The sequence below is a fragment of the Paracoccus sp. PARArs4 genome (assembly GCF_947311865.1).
Lineage (GTDB): Bacteria > Pseudomonadota > Alphaproteobacteria > Rhodobacterales > Rhodobacteraceae > Paracoccus > Paracoccus zeaxanthinifaciens.
In genome coordinates this window covers 1-22,605 of the sequence record NZ_CAMZMW010000010.1, presented here as the reverse complement: position 1 = coordinate 22,605, position 22,605 = coordinate 1, and the positions used below count along the sequence as shown (strand labels likewise).

Annotated in this window: 18 protein-coding genes and 2 pseudogenes; 11 read left to right on the top strand and 9 right to left on the bottom strand. The window is 67.1% G+C overall.

Annotated elements, in window-relative coordinates; genetic code table 11:
• Positions 1–2: 2 nt before the first annotated feature.
• From QMZ16_RS09875 to fdnG, 3 genes are read right to left on the bottom strand one after another with little or no spacing between them, the layout of a single operon-like run.
• Positions 3–689 carry a formate dehydrogenase subunit gamma gene (locus QMZ16_RS09875; protein ID WP_282603103.1) on the bottom strand — a complete coding sequence of 229 codons (687 nt, stop codon included), beginning with the start codon at positions 687–689 and terminating at the stop codon, positions 3–5.
• The gene (gene fdxH, locus QMZ16_RS09870) at positions 689–1,672 is read right to left on the bottom strand and encodes a formate dehydrogenase subunit beta (protein WP_282603102.1); all 984 of its coding nucleotides are present in this window, start codon (positions 1,670–1,672) and stop codon (positions 689–691) included. Before fdxH ends, QMZ16_RS09875 begins: the two co-directional genes overlap by 1 nt.
• Positions 1,669–4,752 (bottom strand): formate dehydrogenase-N subunit alpha, encoded by a 3,084-nt coding sequence (fdnG, locus tag QMZ16_RS09865; RefSeq protein WP_282603101.1) that lies wholly within the window; start codon positions 4,750–4,752, stop codon positions 1,669–1,671. Before fdnG ends, fdxH begins: the two co-directional genes overlap by 4 nt.
• Positions 4,753–4,963: 211 nt before the next feature.
• On the opposite strand from fdnG, the gene QMZ16_RS09860 reads away from it, so the two are divergent.
• The 3 genes from QMZ16_RS09860 to QMZ16_RS09850 are packed head-to-tail and all read left to right on the top strand — an operon-like array spanning position 4,964 to position 8,181.
• The gene (locus QMZ16_RS09860) at positions 4,964–6,382 is read left to right on the top strand and encodes a dihydrolipoyl dehydrogenase (RefSeq protein ID WP_282603100.1); all 1,419 of its coding nucleotides are present in this window, start codon (positions 4,964–4,966) and stop codon (positions 6,380–6,382) included.
• Positions 6,383–6,412: 30 nt separating this feature from the next.
• Entirely contained in the window at positions 6,413–7,180 is a 768-nt protein-coding gene (locus QMZ16_RS09855; protein ID WP_282603099.1) for a hypothetical protein, read from the top strand.
• A 50-nt stretch (positions 7,181–7,230) separates the two neighbouring features.
• On the top strand, positions 7,231–8,181 hold the full coding sequence (locus tag QMZ16_RS09850) for an aldose epimerase family protein (RefSeq protein ID WP_282603098.1): 951 nt from the start codon (positions 7,231–7,233) through the stop codon (positions 8,179–8,181).
• Here the strand turns inward: QMZ16_RS09850 and QMZ16_RS09845 are convergent.
• From QMZ16_RS09845 to QMZ16_RS09825, 5 genes are read right to left on the bottom strand one after another with little or no spacing between them, the layout of a single operon-like run.
• Positions 8,160–10,373: a glycoside hydrolase family 2 TIM barrel-domain containing protein gene (locus QMZ16_RS09845; RefSeq protein WP_282603097.1), complete on the bottom strand. Its 2,214-nt coding sequence runs from the start codon at positions 10,371–10,373 to the stop codon at positions 8,160–8,162. The genes QMZ16_RS09850 and QMZ16_RS09845 overlap by 22 nt on opposite strands.
• Before the next feature lie 2 nt (positions 10,374–10,375).
• The gene (gene dgoD / locus QMZ16_RS09840) at positions 10,376–11,524 is read right to left on the bottom strand and encodes a galactonate dehydratase (RefSeq protein ID WP_282603096.1); all 1,149 of its coding nucleotides are present in this window, start codon (positions 11,522–11,524) and stop codon (positions 10,376–10,378) included.
• Between the two features lie 4 nt (positions 11,525–11,528).
• Entirely contained in the window at positions 11,529–12,446 is a 918-nt protein-coding gene (locus QMZ16_RS09835) for a Gfo/Idh/MocA family oxidoreductase (protein ID WP_282603095.1), read from the bottom strand.
• Positions 12,443–13,498 (bottom strand): sn-glycerol-3-phosphate ABC transporter ATP-binding protein UgpC, encoded by a 1,056-nt coding sequence (gene ugpC, locus QMZ16_RS09830; RefSeq protein ID WP_282603094.1) that lies wholly within the window; start codon positions 13,496–13,498, stop codon positions 12,443–12,445. Before ugpC ends, QMZ16_RS09835 begins: the two co-directional genes overlap by 4 nt.
• 7 nt (positions 13,499–13,505) lie before the next feature.
• Entirely contained in the window at positions 13,506–14,291 is a 786-nt protein-coding gene (locus tag QMZ16_RS09825; RefSeq protein ID WP_282603202.1) for an IclR family transcriptional regulator, read from the bottom strand.
• A 120-nt stretch (positions 14,292–14,411) separates the two neighbouring features.
• Between QMZ16_RS09825 and QMZ16_RS09820 the strand changes: the two genes are divergently transcribed.
• The 8 genes and pseudogenes from QMZ16_RS09820 to QMZ16_RS09785 all read left to right on the top strand — a co-directional run.
• Positions 14,412–15,653, top strand: a complete 1,242-nt coding sequence (locus tag QMZ16_RS09820) for an extracellular solute-binding protein (RefSeq protein WP_022706244.1) — start codon at positions 14,412–14,414, stop codon at positions 15,651–15,653.
• A gap of 82 nt (positions 15,654–15,735) precedes the next feature.
• The gene (locus tag QMZ16_RS09815; protein WP_282603093.1) at positions 15,736–16,650 is read left to right on the top strand and encodes a sugar ABC transporter permease; all 915 of its coding nucleotides are present in this window, start codon (positions 15,736–15,738) and stop codon (positions 16,648–16,650) included.
• A 3-nt stretch (positions 16,651–16,653) separates the two neighbouring features.
• Complete coding sequence (locus QMZ16_RS09810) at positions 16,654–17,499, top strand: carbohydrate ABC transporter permease (protein WP_022706242.1); 846 nt, start codon at positions 16,654–16,656, stop codon at positions 17,497–17,499.
• Positions 17,496–19,547: an alpha-galactosidase gene (locus tag QMZ16_RS09805; RefSeq protein ID WP_282603092.1), complete on the top strand. Its 2,052-nt coding sequence runs from the start codon at positions 17,496–17,498 to the stop codon at positions 19,545–19,547. Before QMZ16_RS09810 ends, QMZ16_RS09805 begins: the two co-directional genes overlap by 4 nt.
• Complete coding sequence (locus QMZ16_RS09800; RefSeq protein WP_022706240.1) at positions 19,544–20,434, top strand: 2-dehydro-3-deoxygalactonokinase; 891 nt, start codon at positions 19,544–19,546, stop codon at positions 20,432–20,434. Before QMZ16_RS09805 ends, QMZ16_RS09800 begins: the two co-directional genes overlap by 4 nt.
• 3 nt (positions 20,435–20,437) lie before the next feature.
• On the top strand, positions 20,438–21,043 hold the full coding sequence (locus QMZ16_RS09795) for a 2-dehydro-3-deoxy-6-phosphogalactonate aldolase (protein WP_282603091.1): 606 nt from the start codon (positions 20,438–20,440) through the stop codon (positions 21,041–21,043).
• Positions 21,040–21,885, top strand: coding sequence for an SMP-30/gluconolactonase/LRE family protein (locus tag QMZ16_RS09790; RefSeq protein ID WP_282603090.1), 846 nt, complete (start codon positions 21,040–21,042; stop codon positions 21,883–21,885). Before QMZ16_RS09795 ends, QMZ16_RS09790 begins: the two co-directional genes overlap by 4 nt.
• Before the next feature lie 73 nt (positions 21,886–21,958).
• Positions 21,959–22,475, top strand: a pseudogene (locus QMZ16_RS09785) (transposase); the annotation flags it as partial.
• Between the two features lie 40 nt (positions 22,476–22,515).
• Here the strand turns inward: QMZ16_RS09785 and QMZ16_RS09780 are convergent.
• Positions 22,516–22,605 (bottom strand): annotated as a pseudogene (locus QMZ16_RS09780) (IS5/IS1182 family transposase); the annotation flags it as partial.

Below are 22,605 nucleotides of genomic sequence, written 5' to 3'. Positions count from 1 at the left end.
GATCATTCCGCCGGACCCTTGTTGTCACGCGCCGCGATCTCTCGCAGCCACTTGCGGTGATGGCGATACGCCCAGCCGCCCGTCACGGTTCCCCGCGTCATCGCACGCAGCGTGCCACGCGTCCAGATCGCGGCATAGACGTGGACGATGAACACCAGGATGATCGCGACCGCCGACAGCGCATGGACCAGCACCGCGATGCGCCGCACCGGGATCGACACGAGGCCGGGGAAGAACTGTTCCCAGATCGCGACGCCGGTGACGATCAGCAGGATGATGAGGCCGGACATGCCCCAGAAGACGAACTTCTGACCGGGGTTGTATTTCCCCAGCTCGGGCAGCTTGTCCTCGTTCTGCTTCACGACATCGCCGATATGGGCCATCCACTTCGCGTCCTCGCGCCGGGGCAGGTTCAGCCGCCACAGCTGCACGAACATCAGCGCGAAGCTGACGAACAGGACGACCCCCACGATGGGATGCAGCCAGCGCGTGGTCTGACCGCCCCCGAAGAGGCCGGTCAGGAAATACAGCGCCGGATCGAACAGCGCCAGCCCCGAGATCGCAAGCACCATCAGGCAGGCCGCCGTCACCCAGTGGTTCGCACGGGTAAAGCCGCGATAGCGGCTGACGCGGATGGGTTCATGGCTGGCGATGTGATCGCCACGCTCCGAGAATTGGGGACGCGCCATCAGACCTGCCCCCCGTCACGCGGTTCCTGCCCGTCGACGATGCGATCGGCCTCGATCTCGTCATGCTCCTCGACCTCGTTCGGGCGGGCGAACAGACCGTGCAGCGTCGCGCCGACGGCGGCGATGCCCATGGCCGCAAGGCCGGCGGTCTTGGTCACGCCCTTCCAGCCCTCGACCACCGGCGAGATGCGCGGCTCCTCGGGCAGGTCGGCATAGAGACCGGGCTGGTCGCGGTGATGCAGGACATACATCACATGCGTCCCGCCCACGCCCTCGGGGTCATAGAGACCCGCATTGTCGTAGCCGCGCGATTTCAGATCCTCGATCCGTTCGGCGGCATGGGCCTTCATGTCGTCCTTGGTGCCGAAAACGATGGCCTGGGTCGGGCATGCCTTGGCGCAGGCCGGACCCTGCCCCACCGCGACGCGGTCCGAACACAGCGTGCACTTGTAGCTCTTGTGGTCGGTATCCGAGATGCGGGGGATGTTGAACGGGCAGCCGGTGACGCAGTACCCGCAGCCGATGCAGTTGTCGTGGTTGAAGTCCACGATCCCGTTCGAATACTGCACGATCGCGCCGGGGGCCGGGCATGCCTTCAGGCAGCCCGGATCCTCGCAATGCATGCAGCCATCCTTGCGGATCAGCCATTCCAGCTCGTTCGTGACCGGATTCTCCCATTCGCTGAAGCGCATCAGGGTGAACATGTCGGGCGTCAGGTCGTGGGGGTTCTCGTAGACCCCCACGTTCTCGCCGACACCGGGATCGGTGTCGTTCCATTCGACGCAGGCCGACTGGCAGGCCTTGCAACCGATGCACTTGCTGACATCGATCAGCTTGGCCAGCTTCGTCAGCTCGCGATCCGGCTGCGGAACGTTCCGCGTGGCCGAGATGCGGGTGATGTCGCCCTGGTCGAAATAGGCCTCGGTCGGCTGGACCGGCGGGTTCGAGACCGCGGTGGTCGGGCCAGATGCGGTATCCTTCATGCGACCGGCTCCTCTGCTGCGGGTTCGATATTGACAAGGAAGGCCTTGTATTCGGGCGTCTGGATGTTCGCGTCACCCACGAACGGCGTCAGGCTGTTCGGCCCGAAGCCCTTCTTGGCTGCGCCCATGAAGCCCCAGTGCAGCGGGATGCCCACCACGTGGACCTGCTTGCCGTCGCAGACCATCGGCTTGATCCGCTTGGTCACCACGGCCTTGGCCCAGACCTGCCCGCGGTTCGACCAGACGCGCACGCGACCGCCCTTGGTGATGCCGCGTTCCGCCGCCAGCTCCTCGCTGATCTCCACGAAGAACTCGGGCTGCAAGGCGGCGTTCACCTTGTTGTGCTTGGTCCAGTAGTGGAAATGCTCGGTCAGGCGATAGGATGTCGCGACGAAGGGAAAGTCCGCGCTGGTGCCCAGCTGCTCCAGGTCGCCCGGGAAGATCCGCGCAGCCGGGTTGCCCCGCATCTTGCGGTTCAGCACGTTCTCCACGGGGCTCTCGAAGGGCTCCATATGCGTCGGGAAGGGTCCGTCCACCATCATCTTGCGGCTGAAGAGGCGTCCGACCCCCTCATGCGTCATGATGAAGGGCATGACCTCCTCGGGCTTGGCCGTCGGTGCCGTGTCGGGCACGTCGAAGCCGACCCACTTCTCGCCGTTCCACTCGATCAGCGTGCGTTCGGGGTCCCAGGGGCGCCCCTTCATGTCCGCCGATGCGCGGTTGTACAGGATCCGGCGGTTCAGCGGCCACGCGAAGGACCATTTCAGGAAGGTCCCCGTGTCGCCCAGGTCCGAATTGTCCCGGCGCGCCATCATGTTGCCTTCCGGCGTGAACGAGCCCGCGAAGATCCAGCACCCGGCCATGGTCGATCCGTCGTCGCGCAGATGCGCGAAGGTCGAGACCTGCTCGCCCGCGGGGACCAGCAGCTTCTCGGGATCGGCAAGGTCGTAGACGTCGCGCAGCGCGCGGCCGTTCATCTCCTTGGCCAGTTCCTGGGGCGAGGGCTCCATCGGATCCTCGTATTCCCAGTTCAGGTTCACGATCGGATCGGGGAACACGCCGCCTTCGGTGCGGTACAGCTCGCGCACGCGCAGGAAGATGTTGGACATGATCCAGGTGTCCGGCTTGGCCTGCCCCGGCGCGGTCGCGCCCGGCCAATGCCATTGCAGCCAGCGACCCGAGTTCACGGTCGCGCCCTCGTCCTCGGCGAAGCAGGTCGTGGGCAGTTCCAGCACCTCGGTCTGGATCGAGGCCATGTCGACATCGTTGTAGATGCCGTGATCCTGCCAGAAATGCGCCGTTTCCGTCTGCAGCGGGTCCATCACGACCAGCAGCTTCAGCTTGGACAGCGCGCTCAGCAGCTTGGCCCGGTTCGGGAAGCTGAGGAACGGGTTGAAGCCCTGACAGAAATACAGGTTCACCTCGCCCTTGGACATCATGTCGAACATGCGAAGGATGTCGTAGGTCGGAACGTCCAGCTTGGGCAGATAGTCGTAGGCCCAGTCGTTCTCCTCGGTGGCGGCGTCGCCCCACATGGCCTTCTGGAAGGACACGAAGAACTTCGAGTAGTTCTGCCAGTAGCTGATCTGGTTCGGCCGCAGGGGCGGGTTCGCCTTGCCCGCGATATAGGTCTCGAAGTCGATTTCCGTATCGCGCGGGATGTTCATGTATCCCGGGATCAGGTTCGACATCAGGCCCAGATCGGTCAGACCCTGGATGTTGGCATGGCCGCGCAGCGCGTTCACGCCGCCGCCCATCATGCCGATATTGCCCAGGATCAGCTGCAGCATCGCCATGCCGCGGATGTTCTGCGCACCCTTGGAATGCTGCGTCCAGCCAAGCGCATAGACCGAGGTCATGACGCGGTCGGGCGCGCTGCATTCGCCGATCATCTCGCAGATGGTCAGGAACTTGTCCTTGGGCGTACCGGTGACGTTCTCGACGAATTCGGGGGTATAGACGTCGACATGCTCGCGCAGCAGGTTCCACACGCAGCGCGGGTCCTGAAGCGTCGGGTCGGTCATCGCGAAGCCGTCATCGCCGATCTGGTATTCCCAGTCGTCCATGTCGTAGCTGCGCGTCTCCTCGTCATAGCCGTTGAACATCCCGTCGGACCAGCCGAAGCCGTCCTTCACCAGGAATGCCGCGTTGGTATAGTTGCGGACGTATTCCCACTGGATCTTGTCGTTTTCCATGCACCAGCGGATCACCCCCATCAGGAAGGCGATGTCGGCGCCCGGACGGATCGGGGCATAGTAGTCCGCCACCGATGCGGTGCGGGTATAGCGCGGGTCGACCACGATCAGCTTCGCGCCACGACGGGCCTTGGCTTCGGTCACCCACTTGAAACCGCATGGATGCGCCTCGGCGGCGTTGCCGCCCATGACGATCACGAGGTCGGTATTCTTGATGTCGGTCCAGGCGTTCGTCATCGCGCCACGGCCAAATGTCGGAGCCAAACTGGCCACCGTAGGTCCGTGTCAGACGCGTGCCTGGTTGTCGAAGCCGACCATCCCCATCGAGCGCACGACCTTGTAGGTGGTCCATGCGGCCTCGTTGGTGGAACCAGATGCCGCAAGGAAGCCCGCCGTCGTCCAGCGGTTGACCGGCGTGCCGATCTCGTTCCGCTCGATCATGTTGGCGTCGCGGTCGTCCTTGATGGCGCGGGCGATCTTGTCGAAAGCCTCGTCCCAGGTGATGTCCTGCCATTCGCCGCCGCCGGGGGCGCGATAGCGGGGCTTGGTCGCGCGGGTCTCGGATTTCACGAAATCCTTCAGCGCGGCACCCTTGGGGCACAGCGTGCCGCGGTTCGTCGGGTGATCGGCGTCGCCTTCGACATGGACCAGCTCGGCGGTCTCGCCCGCCTTGAGGTCACCCTTGGAATACAGGATGATCCCGCATGCCACCGAACAATAGGTGCAGATGTTGCGCGTCTCGGTCATGGTGGCCAGCTTGAAGGCGCGCACATGTGCCGCCTCTGCCGCCTCGGCCTTGCCGAAACCCATCGCGCCTAGCGATGTCGCTGCAACCCCTGCACCTGCCAGCCGCAGGAAACTGCGGCGTGAAAGGTCCATATTCATTCGACCCCTCTCCCTTGCGATTAGGCTTGGTACAAATTGTGTACATATGGTCTGCCCGAAACGCGGAATTGTCAATATCGGTTGCAGATGCTGCACGGCCCGCAGGCGGCGCGCGACCTTTCGCCGCAACCGCCGGATGCGCCTGATTGACGCGCAGGGAACGATGCCGCCCCCGGCATGTTGTCATGCAGGTTCAAGCCAGGAGAACGACATGACCGACAGCCCCGATCTTCGTTGCGACGTGGCCGTCATCGGGGCGGGCACGGCGGGCATGTCGGCGGAACGCGCGGCGCGGGACGCAGGCGCCAGCACGCTGCTGATCGACCCCGAGTTCCGCGGGACGCTGTGCGCGAATACCGGCTGCATGCCCTCGAAGCTGCTGCTGGCGGCGGCCCATGCCGCCCATGACGCGCGCCGCGCGCCCGTCTTCGGCGTGCATCCCGGCACCCCGCGCATCGACGGCCCCGCGGTCATGGCCCGCCTGCGCGAGGAACGCGACCGCTTTGCCGCCGGCACGCGCGAAAGCTATGACAACCTGCCCGAGGGCGTGATGATCCGCGCCCGCGCACGCTTTGCGGGGCCCGACCTGCTGGCCCTGTCGGACGGGCGCACCATCCGGGCCGGTGCGGTCGTGATCGCCACCGGCTCGGCCAACGCCATCCCCGACCCCTTCCGCGATCTGGGCGAGGCCGTCCTGACCAACGAGACCATCTTCGAGATCGAGGACCTTCCCCGCAGCCTTGCCGTCATCGGCGCCGGCGCCATCGGGTGCGAGCTGGCACAGGCGATGGCGCGGCTGGGAGTCACCGTATCGCTCTTCGATCACGGCAGCACGGTCGGCAAGGCCCGCTGCCCCCGCGTCGGGCGCGCGCTGGAACAGGCGTTGACGCGCGACGTGGACCTGCATCTGGGCGTGCAGACCGAAGCGCAGCGCGAGGGGTTCGGCATTCGCCTCCGCTGGTCCTCGGACGATGACAGCGGCGAGGAGTATTTCGACCGCGTGCTGGTCGCAGCCGGGCGGCCGCCGAACCTGAAGGGGCTGGACCTGGAACGGAGCGGGCTGGCGCTGGACGACAAGGGCATGCCGGATTTCGACCGCCGCACCATGCGCTGCGGCGACAGCGCGATCTTCATCGCGGGCGATGCGAATGCCGATGCGCCGGTCCTGCACGAAGCCTCGACCGAGGGGGCCGTCGCGGGGCGCAATGCCGCCCGGCTGCCCGACGTGGCCCCTGCCGACCGCAGCCCGGCCTTCGCGCTGACCTTCACCGATCCGCCGATGGCCGTGATCGGCACCGCCCCCGAGGATGGGCGCATCTGCGGCAGCTCGGATTACGGCGATCAGGGCCGCGCCAAGGTCGAGGCCACGAACGAGGGGCTGATGCGGATCTATGCCGACGATGACGGGCGACTGACGGGCGCGGATCTGTGCTGCCCGGGCGGCGACACGCTGGCGCATCTGCTGGCCTGGGCGATCCAGTCGGGCGCGACCGCGCCGCAGCTTCTGTCGATGCCCTTCTATCACCCCACCCTGGTCGAGGGCATGAAGCCCGCGCTGCGCGACATCTGCCGCCAGGTGAACGCGCCGCAGCCCACGGACCGCGATTTCGGAACGCCCCCGGGTGCATAAGCCCACTGGACGCATGAACAGGAAAGACACATGAGCGAGAAGATCATCGACCTCGGCAACGGCTTCTGGAACATCCGCGGCGATTTGCGGATCGGCGGCGTGCTGAACGTGGGCACGCAGGCATCGCTGGTGCAGCTGGGATCGGGCGAATTCGCGATGCTGGACAGCTATCCCCTGTCGGGCGAGATCCGCGACCAAGTGATGCAGATGACCGACCAGGGGCGTGCGGTCACGGCGGTGCTGAACCTGCATCCCTATCACACGCTGCACTGCCAGGCAGTCGCGCGGGACTTTCCGCAGGCGCGGCTCTATGGGACCGAGCGGCATCGCCGCCAGCACCCCGATCTGGACTGGCAGCCGACCCTGATCGACACCCCCGAGGCCGCGGCCACCTTCGCATCGGATTTCGTCCTGACCGTGCCGCGCGGGATCGCGCATACGACCGCAAACGAGCGCGTGCATGCGGGCTCGGTCCTTGCATGGCATCCGGCCAGCGCGACGCTGCATGTGGACGACACGATCAACGTGCTGCCCATGCCCGGCCCGCTGAAACGCATCATGGGCGAAGACAAGCTCTTCATGCACCCCACCATGTCCAAGGCGCTGACCGGAGACCCCGACTGCATCGAGCAGCTGGGTGCGTGGGTGGACGAGCTGGCCCATACCTGCGCCAATCTGCGCCACCTGTGTGCCGCGCATTCCGGCATCCGCAGCTTTGCCCCAGGCGAGTTCGGCCCTGCCCTGAAAAAGGCATTCGACCGCACCCTGCCCGGCCTTCGCAAGGCGTTGCAGTCCTGACCTTGCCCCCCCCCGCCCCCGCGTCGTATCGCGGGGGAAAAGGGGTGCCCATGGGACAGATCACCTTGCGTTCGGGCCGTGCGACGGCGACGCTGCTGCCATTCGGCGCGGTGGTGCAGGATCTTCGGATCGCGGGCATCGACCGCCCGCTGGTGCTGGGCCATCCGGACCCTGCCGCCTATGCCGACCGCTTCGCCCATGTCGGCGCGATGATGGGCCGATTTGCCAACCGCATCGCGGGGGCACGCTTCGATCTGGACGGCGCGACCCATGTGCTGGACGCGAACGAAGGGGGAAACTGCCTGCATGGCGGCCACGCGGCGGCCTCGCTTCGGGACTGGACGCAGGTCCGCACGACCGAGGACAGCGCGACCCTGACGCTGACCCTGCCCGATGGCGCGGGGGGATTTCCGGGCAATTTCCACGCGACGATCCGGATCACCCTGTCGGATGACGGGGCCTGCTGCGCGCTGGATTTCGACCTGCAGGCGACATGCGACCGCGCCACGCCCTGCAGCCTGACGCATCACGGCTATTTCGCGCTTGGGGGCGATGCGGCCGACCACATGCTGACCGTCCATGCCGACCGCTATCTTCCGGTAGATGCGTCGGGCATCCCCTTGGCCGGTGCCCCCGCGCCGGTCGCGGGAACGCGCTTCGATTTCCGGCAGCCGCGCACCCTGGGACGCGACGGGATCGACCATTGCTTCTGCTTGCCCGATGGGGATGGCCCGATGCGGCAGGTCGCGACGCTGCAATCGTCGGACCTGCGGCTGGCGGTTCTGACGACCGCGCCGGGGCTTCAGATCTATGACGGCGGGCACTTCCCGCCCGAAGGCATCCCCGCGCACAAGGGCCAGCTGGCCCGCCCCCGCGCCGCCGTCGCGTTCGAGGCGCAGGCCTGGCCCGACGCCCCGAACAGGCCGGATTTCCCGGACGCGATCCTGCGCCCGGGCGAGATCTGGCAGCAGCGCACCCGTTACCGGATCGAGCCTTCCTGACCGACCGTGACGACCGCCCCGCCATCCGCGAATTGCGGGTGGCGGGCGATGATGCGGATCTGTCCCGCATCCCCCGTCAGGCGCAGCCACATCCCCGTGGTGCCCCCCTGCAAGGGCCGCGCATCGGGGCCGATCAGCGTGGCCGGACCCTCGACCGTGACATCCACGCAGCCCGCCAGGAAGGGCAGACGGTTCCCCGCCTGATCCAGCGCACGGATCATCACCCGCAGGTCGATATCGCCATCCGCCGGAACCGCGTCCAGATCGGGCGCGACCTGCAGCGTGGTGGGCAGCGGGTCGGCCACGAAATCGCGCCGCGCGACGGGCTTGCCGTCGATCAGGCCGGTGATGCTGCCGGGGTGCCAGCTCATGCCCCACAGGCCCAGTTCCTCGGGGCCGATATGGCGGTGGTCGATGATGACCGGCGGATGCGGCAGATGCGGAAAGCGTTCGCGATCGGGGCCGACGCGGCGGGTGACGCCCGCGCATTCGAACTCGACCTCGTCGCAATTCGTCAGCACGATCAGCGGCAGCACGCCGCCGATATTGCGCTCGCCCCGCGCCCAGAAGGTCACCGGCTCCATCACCACGCCCTCGGATTGCGGCTTCTGGCTGGAATAGGCATGGGCCGAGAATTTCGGTTCGCGCCAGATGTCCATGACGCCGTGATGGCAGATGCGGTCGCCCGCGCCGAAATCCTTGTGCGTGTTGTAGTCGAACATGCACCAGCCGATGCAGCCCGCGATGTTCGGATCGCCATGCGCCGCGTTCAGCACGTCCAGGTGACGCATCACGTGCTCCATCTGGCGCAGCTCGGGGTCGCCCGCCTTGGTGGGGAACATGTGGCCGTTATACTCGGTCACGACATAGGGGACGGGCGCCTTCAGCCCCGTCACCTCGGTCTGCGACCGCAGGGGGGTGCGCGGGCGCTGGATCAGCGGCAGCTCGGATTCGTCCAGGATGAAATCGTTCATCGTATAGACGTCCTCCAGCATCTCGCTGTCGGTGATGAAGCGCACGCCGCCGGTCGCCCGCGTCGGGTCCAGTTCCCGCGCGACCGCGTTGGTGCGGAGATAGAAGTCGTGGTTGTCCTGGCTTTCGTTGATGCGCACGCCCCAGATCACGATGCTGGGGTGGTTCCAGTCGCGGCGGATCATCGCGCGGACGTTTTCCACCGACGCATCCTGCCACGCCTTGTCGCCGATATGCTGCCAGCCGGGGATCTCCTCGAAGACCAGCAGGCCGATCTCGTCGCAGCGGTCGATGAACCACGGGCTTTGCGGATAATGCGAGGTGCGCACCATGTTGCAGCCCAGATCGCGTTTCAGGATCTCGGCGTCGCGTCCCTGCGCGTGGCGACCCGCGGCATAGCCCGCATGCGCCCAGCTCTGGTGCCGGTTCAGGCCGCGCAGCTTGACGGGCTGGCCGTTCAGAACGAACCCCTCGGGGGTCCATTCGGCAGTGCGGAAGCCGAAGCGGTGCGTCGTCACGTCGCCCGTGTCGGGCAGCGTCAGCTCGACCGTGTACAGCGCCGGATCATCCAGCGACCACAGGCGCAGGCCGGTCAGGCCCGACAGGGTCAGCTCTCCCTCGCCCTCGGCCGCGGCGATCTCGCGGTCGCCGTCCAGCAGGCGGGCGCGGACGGGGCCGGGGGCGGTGACCTCGGGGCGGATCACGACGGTCTTTTCATCCGACAGCGCGTCCGGCGTCAGGATGCGCGCGTTCGTCAGGTGGCGTTCGGGCAGAACCTCCAGCCAGACATCGCGATAGATGCCCGCATAGGTCAGATAGTCGATCTGCGCGCCGAAGGGCGGGATCGCGGGGTTTTCCGACCCGTCCAGATGCACGGTCACGACCGCCTGGCCATCGCCCAGGTGATCGGTCAGATCGGCGGTGAAGGGGGTATAGCCGTCGGGATGGGCCACGACCTGCACCCCGTTCACGAAGACGCGCGAATCCGCCATCGCCCCGTCGAAGCGCAGCCGGACCCGCCGCCCCGCCCACGCAGGATCGGCGGCGATCACGCGCTGATAGGTGAAGGGCTTCTGGAAGCATGCCTCGTCGAAATAGGTCAGCGGCATGTCCACCGCGTTATGCGGCAGGCGCACCGCCTGCCCCGCCAGAACGGCGGCAGGGTCGGCATGGCCGGGCGCGAAGGTCCAGCCGTCGTTCAGTTTCAGCGTCTCGCGCATGATCACCACTCTGCAAAGCTGCCGTCGGCATGGCGCCAGACGGGGTTGCGCCAGCGATGGCCCTCGGCGGCCATCTCGCGGACCTTGGCCTCGTTCACCTCGATGCCCAGGCCCGGACCCTGCGGGATCTTCACGAAGCCGTCGTCATAGTCGAAGACGCTCGGATCGACCAGGTAGTCCAGCAGGTCGCTGCCCTTGTTGTAATGGATCCCGAGCGACTGTTCCTGGATGAAGGCGTTGTAGCAGACGGCATCCAGCTGCAGGTTCGCAGCCAGCGCGATGGGGCCAAGCGGGCAGTGCAGCGCAAGCGCCACGTCATAGGATTCGGCCATGGACGCGATGCGATAGGTCTCGGTGATGCCGCCCGAATGGCTGGGATCGGGCTGGATGATGTCCACGAAGCCGCCCTGCAGGATCGACTTGAAGTCCCACCGCGTATAGAGCCGCTCGCCCAGGGCGATGGGGGTGGAACAATGGTTCGCGATCTCGCGCAGGGCCTCGGCATGTTCGGACAGGACCGGTTCCTCGATGAACATCAGGCGGAAGGGTTCCAGCTCCTTGGCCAGCACCTTGGCCATGGGGCGATGGACGCGACCGTGGAAGTCGATGCCGATGCCGAAATCCTGCCCCATCTCGTCGCGGATGGCCTGCACGCGCTCCAGCACCTGGTCGACCTTGGCGTGGGTATCGACGAACTGCATCTCTTCGGTGCCGTTCATCTTGACGGCGGTAAAGCCGCGGTCGCCGCAATCGCGGGCCATGCGGGCCGTGTCGCCCGGACGGTCGCCGCCGATCCAGCTGTAGACGCGGATGCGGTCGCGCAGCTGACCGCCAAGAAGCGAATGGACAGGAACGCCCAGATCCTTGCCCTTGATGTCCCACAGCGCCTGGTCAAGCCCCGCGATGGCCGACATGTGGATGCCGCCGCCGCGATAGAAGCCTGCGCGATACATGACCGTCCAGTGATCCTGGATCAGGCGCGGGTCGCGGCCGATCAGGTAATCCGACAGCTCTTCGACGCAGGCGGCGACGGATGCGGCGCGGCCTTCCAGCACGGGCTCGCCCCAGCCGCAGACGCCCTCGTCGGTGCTGATCTTGACGAAGCACCAGCGCGGCGGAACGATGAAGGTTTCGATCTGGGTGATCTTCATGGTGTCAGTCCTGGAATTCGGGTGCCGCATGGATGCGGCCGTTCATGAACGCGTCGGCGACAAGCCGCAGCGGGGCAAGGTCGAAATCGCTGTCGCCGCGGGCGACCAGGTCGCCGAAGCGGGCATAGAGGCGGGCGTATTCGCGGTTCCCGCCCGACTGCATCTCGCTTCCGTCGATGGTCAGGCGCGCACCGCCCTCGGACAGGATCGCGGTACCGGCATCGGTCTCGAAGCGGATCTGCCAGATATCCGCGCCCTGCTGGCGCCAGTCCAGCCGCGCGGTGACGGGGTGGCCCGCATCCATCATCAGATCGGCGGCGATGGGTGTCTGGCAGTTCGACGGCACATGCAACTCGGCCCCGACCATGCGCGCGGGCGCGGGCAGCACGGCGGTCAGGATCGACAGCGCGTTGATGCCCGGATCGAAGACGCCAAGCCCGCCCGCCTGCCAGATCCATTGCTGGCCGGGATGCCATTTGCGCACATCCTCGGCCCAGTCGATATGGGTGCGGTGCAGCGTGCGACCCGCCAGCCAGTCGCGGCAGGCATCGACGGCCGCGGCCTCGCGCGAGTGCCATGTCGCGAAGATGGTCAGGCCGCGCGATTTCGCCTCGGCGGCCAGCAGCTCCAGTTCGGACAGGGTCGCGCCGGGGGGCTTTTCCAGCATCAGGTGGCGGTTCGCGCGCAGGACCGACATGGCCTGCTCGAACCGCCCCTGCGGCGGCGTGCACAGCGACACGGCATCCACCCCGCCCGCCGCCAGAAGCGCATCGACATCGGGGTGGTTCGCCACGCCCTCGGCCTGCGCATTGCGGCTTGCGACATCGGTCAGCACCATGCCCGCCGTCGCCTCGATGGCGGGCAGATGCTGGGCGCGGGCGATGGTGCCCAGGCCCACGAGGCCAATCCGAAGATCGCTCATCTCAGGCGCTGCCCGGTCTCGGCGTCGAAGTAGTAGGCCGCCGCCGGATCGAAGCTCAGCCCCACCGTGCCGCCGCCCGCGGGGTCCAGCCGCTGATCGGTCTGCACGACCAGCTTCTCGCCCGAAGGGGCGGTCAGATGCGCGAAGGTCATGCCGCCCAGGTTCTCGGCCATCTCGACGCGGAAGGGACCGTCGCCGGTGATCTTCAGCGCGTCGGGACGCAGGCCCATCTCGACCTTGCGGCCCTCCAGAAGGTTGCCGTTGGAATGGGGCACCGGTGCATCGAAGGCCGGCACGACAAGCTGCCCGTCGGTCACCTGCCCCGCGACGAAGTTCATCGAGGGGCTGCCGATGAAGCCCGCGACGAAGCGGTTGTCGGGATCGTCGTACAGGTGCATCGGCGCGCCGACCTGCTCGATCCGGCCCGCGCGCAGGACGACGATCTTGTCGGCCATCGTCATCGCCTCGACCTGGTCATGGGTGACATAGATCATCGTGGCCTTGATCTCGCGGTGCAGGCGCGCGATCTCGGCCCGCATCTCGACGCGCAACTCGGCATCCAGGTTCGACAGCGGCTCGTCGAACAGGAAGACCTTGGGCCCGCGCACGATGGCGCGACCGATGGCGACGCGCTGGCGCTGACCGCCCGACAGGGCGGCGGGCTTGCGGTCCAGCAGCGGCTCCAGTTTCAGGATGCGCGCGGCCTCGGCGACCTTCTCGTGGATCTCGGCCTTGGGGTGGCCGTTCATCTTCAGCCCGAAGCCCATGTTCTCGGCCACGGTCATGTGCGGATAGAGCGCGTAGGTCTGGAACACCATCGCCACGCCGCGATCGGCGGGCTCGGCATGGGTGACGTCGTCGGCCTCGATGCGGATCTGGCCGTCGCTGGTCTCCTCCAGGCCCGCGATCATGCGCAGCAGCGTGGACTTGCCGCAGCCCGAAGGCCCGACAAAGACGCAGAACTCGCCCTGATCGACCTGCAGATCGACGCCGTGAATGACCCGCACGGGGCCGAAATCCTTGGTGACGCGGTTCAGCTGAACGCCGGACATGCGGACCTCATTGCTTGGTTTCAGGAAAACGCCACGCCTCGGCCGCGGCGGCGATGGCCGCGCTGGCGTCGGATACGGGACCGGCCAGCGACAGCAATTCGTCGCGAGAGGTCGTGGCGGTGGTGGTGGTGACCGAGATCGCGCCCAGCATCCGCCCGGATGCCGACAGGATCGGAACCGCGATGCAGGCGATGCCGGCCTCGTGTTCCTCGTCGTCCAGCGCGAAGCCGCGCTCGCGGATCACGCCCAGCTCGGCGCGCAGCGCCTCGGGGGTGGTGATGGTGTTGGGCGTGTGCCCGTGAAAGGACTGCCGCGCGATGGCCTGCGCCAGCCGGTCCTCGGGCAGATGGGCCAGCATGGCCTTGCCGACGCCGGTGCAATAGGCCGGACCGATCTTGCCCGACTGCGAGAACATCTCGACCGGTTTCTGGGCGTTGCGCTTGTCGACATACAGCACGGCGCCGTTGTCCAGCTGCGCAAGGTGCACGGTCTGCCCTATGCGGGCGGCCAGCGCGTCGATGATGTCCTTGGCCAGCGGCGCAAGGCTGGACTGCGCCCAGGCCGAATGGGCAAGGCGCACCAGCCGCATCCCCGGCGCATAGGTCTGCCGGTCCTCGTCGAAGACCAGCATGTCCTGATGCGCCAGCACCTGCAGGAAACGATAGAGCGTGGCCTTGGGCAGGCCCGCACGCGGCAGGATCTCGGCAAAGCGGACGGGGCGGCCGTATTCGGCCACGAGGTCCAGCACCGCTAGGGTGCGACCCACCGTTCCGTCCGATGTCTCGCGGTCCATTGCCGTCACGTCGCCGTCCCCCTCCCGTTCTGGCCCTTGTTGACAGGCTAGTCGATTCGCCGCATAGTTTCAATATTCAAAACCAAGTCTCAAATATTGGAACCAACTCGGGAGGAGATCATGTTCCAAGTCAAGCACGGACTGGCGATGGCCGCATTGCTGGCCACCACCGCCCCCGCATTCGCGCAGACCCGCACGCTGGTGATGAACACCGACGCGTCCGACCCCGCCCCCAAGGCGGCGTTCGAACAGCTGATCGCGGATTTCGAGGCCGAACATCCCGACATCAAGGTCGAGGTGAACGTCTTCGATCACGAGGGGTACAAGACCGCCATCCGCAACTTCCTGACCGCCGACGCGCCGGATCTTGCGAACTGGTATGCGGGCAACCGGATGCGCCCCTTCGTCGAGGCGAACCAGTTCATGGACGTGTCCGACGTCTGGGCCGAGAACGGGCTGGAGGAGAGCCTGGGTTCCGCCGCGTCCTCGATGACGATCGACGGCAAGCAGTGGGGCGTGCCCTACACCTATTACCAGTGGGGCATCTACTTCAACCGCGACGCCTATGCGCAGGCGGGCGTCGATCCCGACACCATCGAGACCTGGGACGATTTCGTCGCCGCCTGCGAGAAGATCGACGCCGCCGGCATCGACTGCCTGACCACGGGCAGCAAGGCGCTGTGGCCCATCGCGGGGATCTTCGACTATCTGAACCTGCGCACGAACGGCTACGACTTCCACATGCAGCTGACCTCGGGCGAGGTTCCCTGGACCGACGATCGCGTCAAGGCGACCTTCGCGAACTGGGAAAAGGTGCTGCCCTATACCACCGACAACCACGCCGCCATCGACTGGCAGGACGCGGTGGCGAACCTGGTCCAGGGCAAGGCCGCCAACTATGTCATGGGCAACTTCGCGGTCGCGGCCTTCAAGGATGGCGGCATGACCGACGAGAACCTGGGCTTCATGCCCTTCCCGACCGTCGACGCCTCGATCCCGCGCGCCGAGGATGCGCCGACCGACACCATCCACATCCCCGCGGGCGCCAAGAACCCCGAGGATGCCAAGCTGTTCCTGGCCTTCCTGGCCCGCGCCGACGTGCAGACCAAGATGAACGAGACGCTTGGCCAGCTGCCGATCAACGCCGAGAGCAGCGTGGGTGAGGACCCCTATCTGCAGCAGGGCTTCGAGCTGCTGTCCACGGCCGAAGGCGGCATCGCGCAGTTCTTCGACCGCGACGCCAGCCCGGAAATGGCCAAGGCCGGGATGGAGGGCTTCCAGGAGTTCATGGTCCGCCCCGAGCGCCTGGACAACATCCTCGACCGGCTGGAGCGCCAGCGCCAGCGCCTGGCCGGGCAGTAAGCGCCGCCATCGGCATCCAAGGCGGGGGCGGCACGGATCGCCCCCGCCCCTTCCCATCCGCTGACCCACCCCGGAGGACGTGATGTCCGTCACCCCCGATACGCATGGCACGCCCGCGCCGCGCAGGCGCCGTCGCAGCCAGCTGACGCCCTGGCTGTTCCTTGCGCCCGGCATCCTGATGTTCGCCGTCTATGTCGTCATCCCGATCTTCCAGTCCTTCTGGATCTCGTTCCATTCCTGGGACGGCATCGGCGAGGCGCGCTGGATCGGCCTGTCCAACTATTCCGAGCTTTGGTGGGACGAGGCGTTCTATACCAGCCTGAAGAACAACGTCATCTGGCTGGTCCTGTACATGCTGGCGGTGCCGTTCGGGCTGCTGATCGCGCTGTTCCTGAACCAGACCGTGCGCGGCATCCGCATCTACAAGTCGCTGTTCTTCTTCCCCTTCGTGATCAGCCAGGTCGTCGTCGGCCTGATGTTCTCGTGGTTCTACGCGCCCGATTTCGGGCTGCTCTATACCCTGATCGAGGCGGTGACCGGGGACGGTGTGGCCATCCTGGCCGACGAGCGCTTCGTGACCTACGGCATCATCGCGGCGGGCCTGTGGCCGCAGATCGCCTATTGCATGATCCTGTACCTGACGGGCCTGAACGCCGTCGCCCCCGACCAGATCGAGGCCGCGCGCCTGGACGGCGCGAAGGGCTGGAAGATGCTGTGGCACGTCATCATCCCGCAGCTGCGGCCCGCGACCTTCATCGCGGTCGTCGTCACCGTCATCGGCGCGCTGCGCAGCTTCGACCTCGTGTCGATCATGACGGCGGGCGGACCCTTCGGGTCGTCGCGGGTGCTGTCCTACTACATGTATGAACAGGCGCTGTCGGAATACGGCTATCGCATGGGCTATGGCGCGGCCATCGCCGTGGTGCTGTTCGCCATCATGATGATCTTCATTTCGGGCTTCATCTGGAAGATGTGGCGCGACGAGAAAGGGGTCTGACCCATGTTTCCCCGTCCCATCCAGACCCTGTCGCCCGCCGCGCAGCGCGGATACAAGATCGCCCTGCCGATCATGCTGGTCCTGTGGCTGCTGCCGCTTCTGGGGGTCGCGCTGACCTCGTTCCGCCCCTCGGGGGACCTGGCCGCCGGCAATTACTTCGGCATGCCCTCGCGCATCGCCTTCGAGAACTACCTCGACGTGTTCCGCAACTCGCCCTTCGCGCAGTACCTGTGGAACAGCTTCCGCGTGACGATCCCCGTGGTGATCGGCGCGGTCGGGCTGTCCTGCCTGACGGGCTTCGCGCTGGCGGTCTACAGGTTCCGCCTGTCGATGGTCGTGTTCTTCATGTTCGTGGCGGGCAATTTCGTGCCCTTCCAGATCCTGATGGTGCCGGTGCGCGACCTGACGGTGAACATGGGGCTGTACAACAGCATCACCGGGCTGGCGCTGTTCCACATCGCGTTCCAGACCGGCTTCTGCACGCTGTTCATGCGCAACTTCATCAAGGCCCTGCCCAAGGAACTGATCGAGGCCGCCCGCGTCGAGGGCGTGACCGAGTGGCAGATCTTCTGGCACATCGTCATGCCTCTGGTGCGTCCGGCCATCGCCGCGCTGTCGGTGCTGATCTTCACCTTCATCTGGAACGACTATTTCTGGGCGACGGTGCTGACCACGGGTGCCAGCACGCAGCCGATCACGGCGGGTCTGAACAGCCTCAACGGGCAGTGGATCGCGGCGTGGCACCTGGTCAGCGCGGGGTCGATCCTGGCGGCGCTTCCGCCCGTCCTGATGTTCTTCCTGATGCAGCGCCACTTCATCGCCGGCCTGACGCTCGGTGCCGTGAAATGAGCTTCTGGCGGATCGACACCCCGACCCAGACCTTCGTGTTCGGGTCCGATGGCGGGCTTGCCTGCTGCCACTACTGGGGCGCGCCCCTGCCCGAGGATACCGACTTGGCCGCGATGGTCGCGGCGGGGCGCGGCGGCATCACCGGCGGCATGCTGGACCAGGTGCCGCCCCTGTCCCTGACCCCCGAGGCGCGGCGCAGCTTTCCGGGGCAGCCAGGGCTGGTGGCCTTCGGGGCGGACGGCGCGGAACTGGCGCCCGAATGGCGCTTCGACCGCGCGGATCGCGACGGCGACACGCTGATCCTGCGCCATGTCGCGCAGGGGCTGGCGCTGGACTTCACCATCCGCGCGCTGGATCACGGGCTGGTCGGGTTCTCGGCCAGCCTGCGGTCGGACGCGCCCATCCGGCTGCACTGGCTGACGGCGGGGGCGCTGCCCCTGCCCGCGCATCTGGACCGGCTGACCGAATTCGCGGGCCGCTGGACGCGCGAATGGCAGCCGGTCACCACGGTCCTCGACCACGGGATGCGGGTGCGCGAGGCCCGCACCGGACGATCGGGTCACGAACATCCGCCGCACATGATCCTGGCGACCCAGGGCACGACCAACACGCGGGGCGAGAATGCGGCCATCCATTACGGCTGGTCCGGCGGTCACCGCATGGTGGTCGAGACCCTGCCCGAGGGTCGCCGCCAGTTGCAGCTGGGCCATGTCACCGGATCGGAACGCGCCCCCGCCACGGTCTTTGCCACCGCCGAGATGATCGTCGCGCGCAGCGACGGGGGCCTCAACGGCACGGCGATCCCGTTCCAGCGCCATATCCGCGACAACCTGCCGCCCGCGCGCCAGCCTCGCCCCGTCCATTACAACGGGTGGGAGGCGATCTATTTCCGCCACGACCAGGCCGAGCTGCGCCGCATCGCGGACCGCGCCGCCGAACTGGGGGCCGAGCGTTTCGTGCTGGACGACGGCTGGTTCGGGCTGCGCGACGACGACACCTCGTCGCTTGGGGATTGGGTCATCGACCCGCGCAAGCACCCCGAGGGCTTCGGCCCGCTGATCGACCACGTCCGCGGTCTGGGCATGCGCTTCGGCCTGTGGTTCGAACCCGAGATGATCAACGAGGAAAGCGACCTTCACCGCGCCCATCCCGACTGGGTCATGGGACCGGTCGACCAGATCCGCGGCCGCAACCAGCTGCACCTGGACATGAGCCGCGAGGACGTGCGCGACCACCTGTTCGCCCGCATCGACGCCGTGCTGTCCGGCAACGACATCGATTACGTGAAATGGGACCACAACCGGCTGACCCCCTTCCCCGACGCGGCCCAGACACGCGGCGTCTATGCCCTGCTGGACCGGCTGCGGGCGGCGCATCCGGCGGTCGAATTCGAAAGCTGCGCCTCGGGCGGGGGGCGCATCGACGCGGGCATCCTGACCCGCTGCGGACGGGTCTGGCTGTCGGACAGCAACGACGCGCTGGAACGGCTGCGCATCCAGCACCACGCGGCATCGCTGCTGCCCGCCTGCGCGACCGGCAGCCATGTCGGCCCGCGCGACTGCCACACCAGCCACCGCGTCCTGCCGATGGCCCTGCGCGCATGGACCGCGGCGCAGCGGCACATGGGCTTCGAGATGGACCCGCACGAGCTGACCGAGGACGAGGCCGCGACCCTGACCCGCGTCACCGCCTGGTGGAAGGCCAATCGCGACTGGATGATGGCGGGCGACATCTGGCGGCTGGACCGCCCCGACGACGCGCTGGCCGAGATGCAGCTGGCCGCCGACGGATCGCGCTTCGTGCTGTTCGCGGCCCAGATCACCGCGCCCGTCGCGCTGCAGCCGCCGCTGTTGCGGCTGACCGGGCTGGATCCTCAGGCCACCTATCGCCTGCACATGATCGAGGCTCCGTCGCGGCACTCCACCTCGCATGTGGCGCTGACGGACGGGGAAATCCGCGTCTCGGGGGCGGTTCTCATGGCGCAGGGGGTTGCACTGCCGCCCGCCTTCCCGCAGTCCATCGCCGTCATCGAAGGAGAGCGTCTGTGACAGGAACGATCGACTGGATTGCCGCCGACTGGGGCACGACCAACCTGAGGCTGTGGGCCATGTCGGGCCGCGCGCCCGTCGAGGCCCGGACCGACCCGCGCGGCATGGGCGGCCTTGCCCCCGACGATTTCGCCGCCGTCCTGGCCGAGGCCACGCAGGGATGGCCCGCCGTCCCCGTCATCGCCTGCGGCATGGTGGGCTCTCGTCAGGGCTGGTCCGAGGCCCCCTATGCCGCCGTGCCCTGCCCCGCCCAGCCGCGCATCGTCGCGGTGCCGGGCGATCCGGGGGGCCGCCCCGTGCGGATCGTCTGCGGCGTCAAGCAGACCGACCCCGCCGACGTGATGCGCGGCGAGGAAACGCAGATCGCGGGCCTGCTGGCCGCCGATCCGCAATTCGACGGCGTGATCTGCCTGCCCGGCACCCATACGAAATGGGTCCGCATCTCGGCCGGCGAGATCTGCAACTTCAAGTCCGTCATGACAGGCGAGATCTTCGGTCTGATCGCGGGCCATTCCGTGCTGCGCCATTCGGTCGGCACGGATGGCTGCGACCTGCCGACCTTCCTGTCGGCGGTGTCCGACGCCATCGCGCGCCCCGAACGCGGCTATGGCGGCCTGTTCCAGATCCGCGCCGAGGGGCTGCTTGGCGAACTGCCCGCGCCCGTCGCCCGCGCCCGCCTGTCGGGCACGCTGATCGGCTGGGAACTGGCCGCGACCAAGCCCTGGTGGCTGGGCAGCGACATCACCATCATCGGCGCATCCGGCCTTGCGCGTCTCTATGCCGAAGCCCTGACGGCGCAGGGCCTGGCCCCGCGCAGCGTCTCGGTCGAGGATGCGACGCTTGCGGGCCTGAACGCCGCCCATGACCGCTTCAGATCGGAAGGCTGATCCATGTCACGACCCCTCATCGCCATCCTGCGCGGCCTGACCCCGCCCGAGGCCTCCGCCATCGCCCGCGCCCTGATCGAGGCCGGCGTCACCCGGATCGAGGTTCCGCTGAATTCGCCCGATCCCATCGACAGCATCGCCGTCATGGCCCGCGAATTCGGACAGGACGCCACCATCGGCGCAGGCACCGTCCTGACAGTGGAACAGGTCCGCGACGTGGCCCGTGCAGGCGGTCGCATGGTCCTGTCGCCCAATTGCAACGCCGATGTCATCCGCGCCACCCGCGCCGAGGGGATGGACAGCTTTCCGGGCGTCATGACCCCGTCCGAGGCCTTCGTGGCGCTGGATGCGGGCGCAAGCGGGCTTAAGATGTTCCCGGGCGAACTGATCGGCCCCGTCGGCCTGCGCGCGATGCGGGCGGTGCTGCCCAAGGATGTCGACTGCTGGGCCGTGGGCGGGGTTTCCGCCGACAACATGGCCGAGTGGCGCCAGGCGGGCGCTGCGGGCTTCGGGATCGGCTCGTCCATGTACAAGCCCGGCGACACGCCGCAGGTGGTCTCTGACAAGGCGCGCCGCATGGTCGCCGCATGGGACAAGGTCGCCGCATGATCTTCGACGCGGGGCAGTGCCAGCTGGGTGAGGGCGCGTTGTGGCATTCGGATCGCAACGCGCTGATCTGGTTCGACATCCTGGGGCGGCGCATGTTCATGCGCGAACCCGGCGGGGAACGCCGCGAATGGCGGTTCGAGGATCACGTCTCGGCGGCGGGGATCGTGGACCGCGACCGCCTGATCGTGGCCTCCAGCCGCGCGCTGTCGCTGTTCGACCTGCGCGACGGCAGCAGCCGTCCGCTTGTCGCGCTCGAGGCCGACAACCCGGTCACGCGATCGAACGATGGCCGCGCCGACCCGCAGGGGGGCTTCTGGATCGGGACGATGGGCCTGAACGCCGAGGATGGCGCGGGCTCGATCTGGCGCTATCACCGGGGCGAGCTGCGCCGCCTGTTCCCCGCCATCACCATCACGAACGCCATCTGCTTCCCCCCCGATGGGCGGCACGCGCATTTCGCCGATACCGCACGATCCATCGTCTGGAAGGTCGCGCTGGATGCCGATGGCTGGCCCGCGGGCGACCCGCAGCCTTGGCTGGACCTGTCGGCCGAGGGGCTGAACCCCGACGGCGCGGTGATCGACGCGCAGGGCGGCTTCTGGACCGCGCAATGGGGCGCGTCCCGCGTCGCGCGATATGACGCCGAGGGGCGGTTCGACCGCGCCATCGACCTGCCCGCCCGCCATGTCAGTTGCCCCGCTTTCGGCGGACCGGAACTGACGCGCCTGTTCGTGACATCGGCCACGCAGGGCCTGGACGACCCCACCCCCGAGGATGGCTGCGTCATGTCCGTGCCCGCCGATGTCGCAGGCCAGCCTGAATACCGGGTGCGCGTGGACTGATCCCCGTCCTAGGGTCAGGACCCATTGCTTTCCGTCTAACGGGGCGATTCCCCGTTGCAAAGATAGAGGCATGATGAGCAATCCTTTCTGGCTGAGCGACGAACCGTTGGCGCGGCTGCGGCCGTTCTTTCCCAAGAGCCATGGCAAGCCACGAATCGATGGCCGGCGTGCCTCGAGCGGCATTGTATTCGTCAATCGCAATGGCTTGCGATGGCGTGCTGCGCATGCAGCCCGTGGTCCCACAAGACGCGCTACAATCATTGGAAGCGCTGGAGTGACAAGGGCGTCTTCGCCCCGATGATGGCTGACCTGGCGTCCGAGCGCGGCGAAACGAAGACCGTCATGATTGGTCGGACCAGAGGGTTCGCGGGAAGAAGAAACTGTCAGTTTTTACCCCAGAACGGAACACCAAGCTGTACGCTATTTGCGACAGAAAAGGCCGGTCTCTTAACCTGTTCGCCACGGCGGGTCAGGTCAGCGATGACATCGGTGCAAGAGCATTGCTGAGCAGCCTGACGGACGTGGACTGGCTCCTCGGGGGTCGCGGCCATGACACCAGTTGGTTCATAGAGGAGTTGAAGGATACGGGGGATACGCCCGTGCATCCCTAGGCTCCAGACTCGTTAATTTTCAAAGCCAGAAGATGACAGTTGCGGCGAGAGCGATGGCGGACAGAAAGACCTTCGGGCACCTGTCGTAGCGGGTCGCAACGCGGCGCCA

Bases quoted from the DNA above. Each gene is read 5' to 3' on its own strand.
- QMZ16_RS09810 (WP_022706242.1), top strand. From the start codon at position 16,654: ATGTTTCCCCGTCCCATCCAGACCCTGTCGCCCGCCGCGCAGCGCGGA.
- fdxH (WP_282603102.1), bottom strand. From the start codon at position 1,672: ATGAAGGATACCGCATCTGGCCCGACCACCGCGGTCTCGAACCCGCCG.
- QMZ16_RS09855 (WP_282603099.1), top strand. From the start codon at position 6,413: ATGAGCGAGAAGATCATCGACCTCGGCAACGGCTTCTGGAACATCCGC.
- QMZ16_RS09850 (WP_282603098.1), top strand. From the start codon at position 7,231: ATGGGACAGATCACCTTGCGTTCGGGCCGTGCGACGGCGACGCTGCTG.
- QMZ16_RS09790 (WP_282603090.1), top strand. From the start codon at position 21,040: ATGATCTTCGACGCGGGGCAGTGCCAGCTGGGTGAGGGCGCGTTGTGG.
- ugpC (WP_282603094.1), bottom strand. From the start codon at position 13,498: ATGTCCGGCGTTCAGCTGAACCGCGTCACCAAGGATTTCGGCCCCGTG.
- QMZ16_RS09805 (WP_282603092.1), top strand. From the start codon at position 17,496: ATGAGCTTCTGGCGGATCGACACCCCGACCCAGACCTTCGTGTTCGGG.
- dgoD (WP_282603096.1), bottom strand. From the start codon at position 11,524: ATGAAGATCACCCAGATCGAAACCTTCATCGTTCCGCCGCGCTGGTGC.
- QMZ16_RS09825 (WP_282603202.1), bottom strand. From the start codon at position 14,291: ATGGACCGCGAGACATCGGACGGAACGGTGGGTCGCACCCTAGCGGTG.
- QMZ16_RS09815 (WP_282603093.1), top strand. From the start codon at position 15,736: ATGTCCGTCACCCCCGATACGCATGGCACGCCCGCGCCGCGCAGGCGC.
- QMZ16_RS09845 (WP_282603097.1), bottom strand. From the start codon at position 10,373: ATGCGCGAGACGCTGAAACTGAACGACGGCTGGACCTTCGCGCCCGGC.
- QMZ16_RS09820 (WP_022706244.1), top strand. From the start codon at position 14,412: ATGTTCCAAGTCAAGCACGGACTGGCGATGGCCGCATTGCTGGCCACC.
- QMZ16_RS09860 (WP_282603100.1), top strand. From the start codon at position 4,964: ATGACCGACAGCCCCGATCTTCGTTGCGACGTGGCCGTCATCGGGGCG.
- QMZ16_RS09835 (WP_282603095.1), bottom strand. From the start codon at position 12,446: ATGAGCGATCTTCGGATTGGCCTCGTGGGCCTGGGCACCATCGCCCGC.
- QMZ16_RS09875 (WP_282603103.1), bottom strand. From the start codon at position 689: ATGGCGCGTCCCCAATTCTCGGAGCGTGGCGATCACATCGCCAGCCAT.
- QMZ16_RS09795 (WP_282603091.1), top strand. From the start codon at position 20,438: ATGTCACGACCCCTCATCGCCATCCTGCGCGGCCTGACCCCGCCCGAG.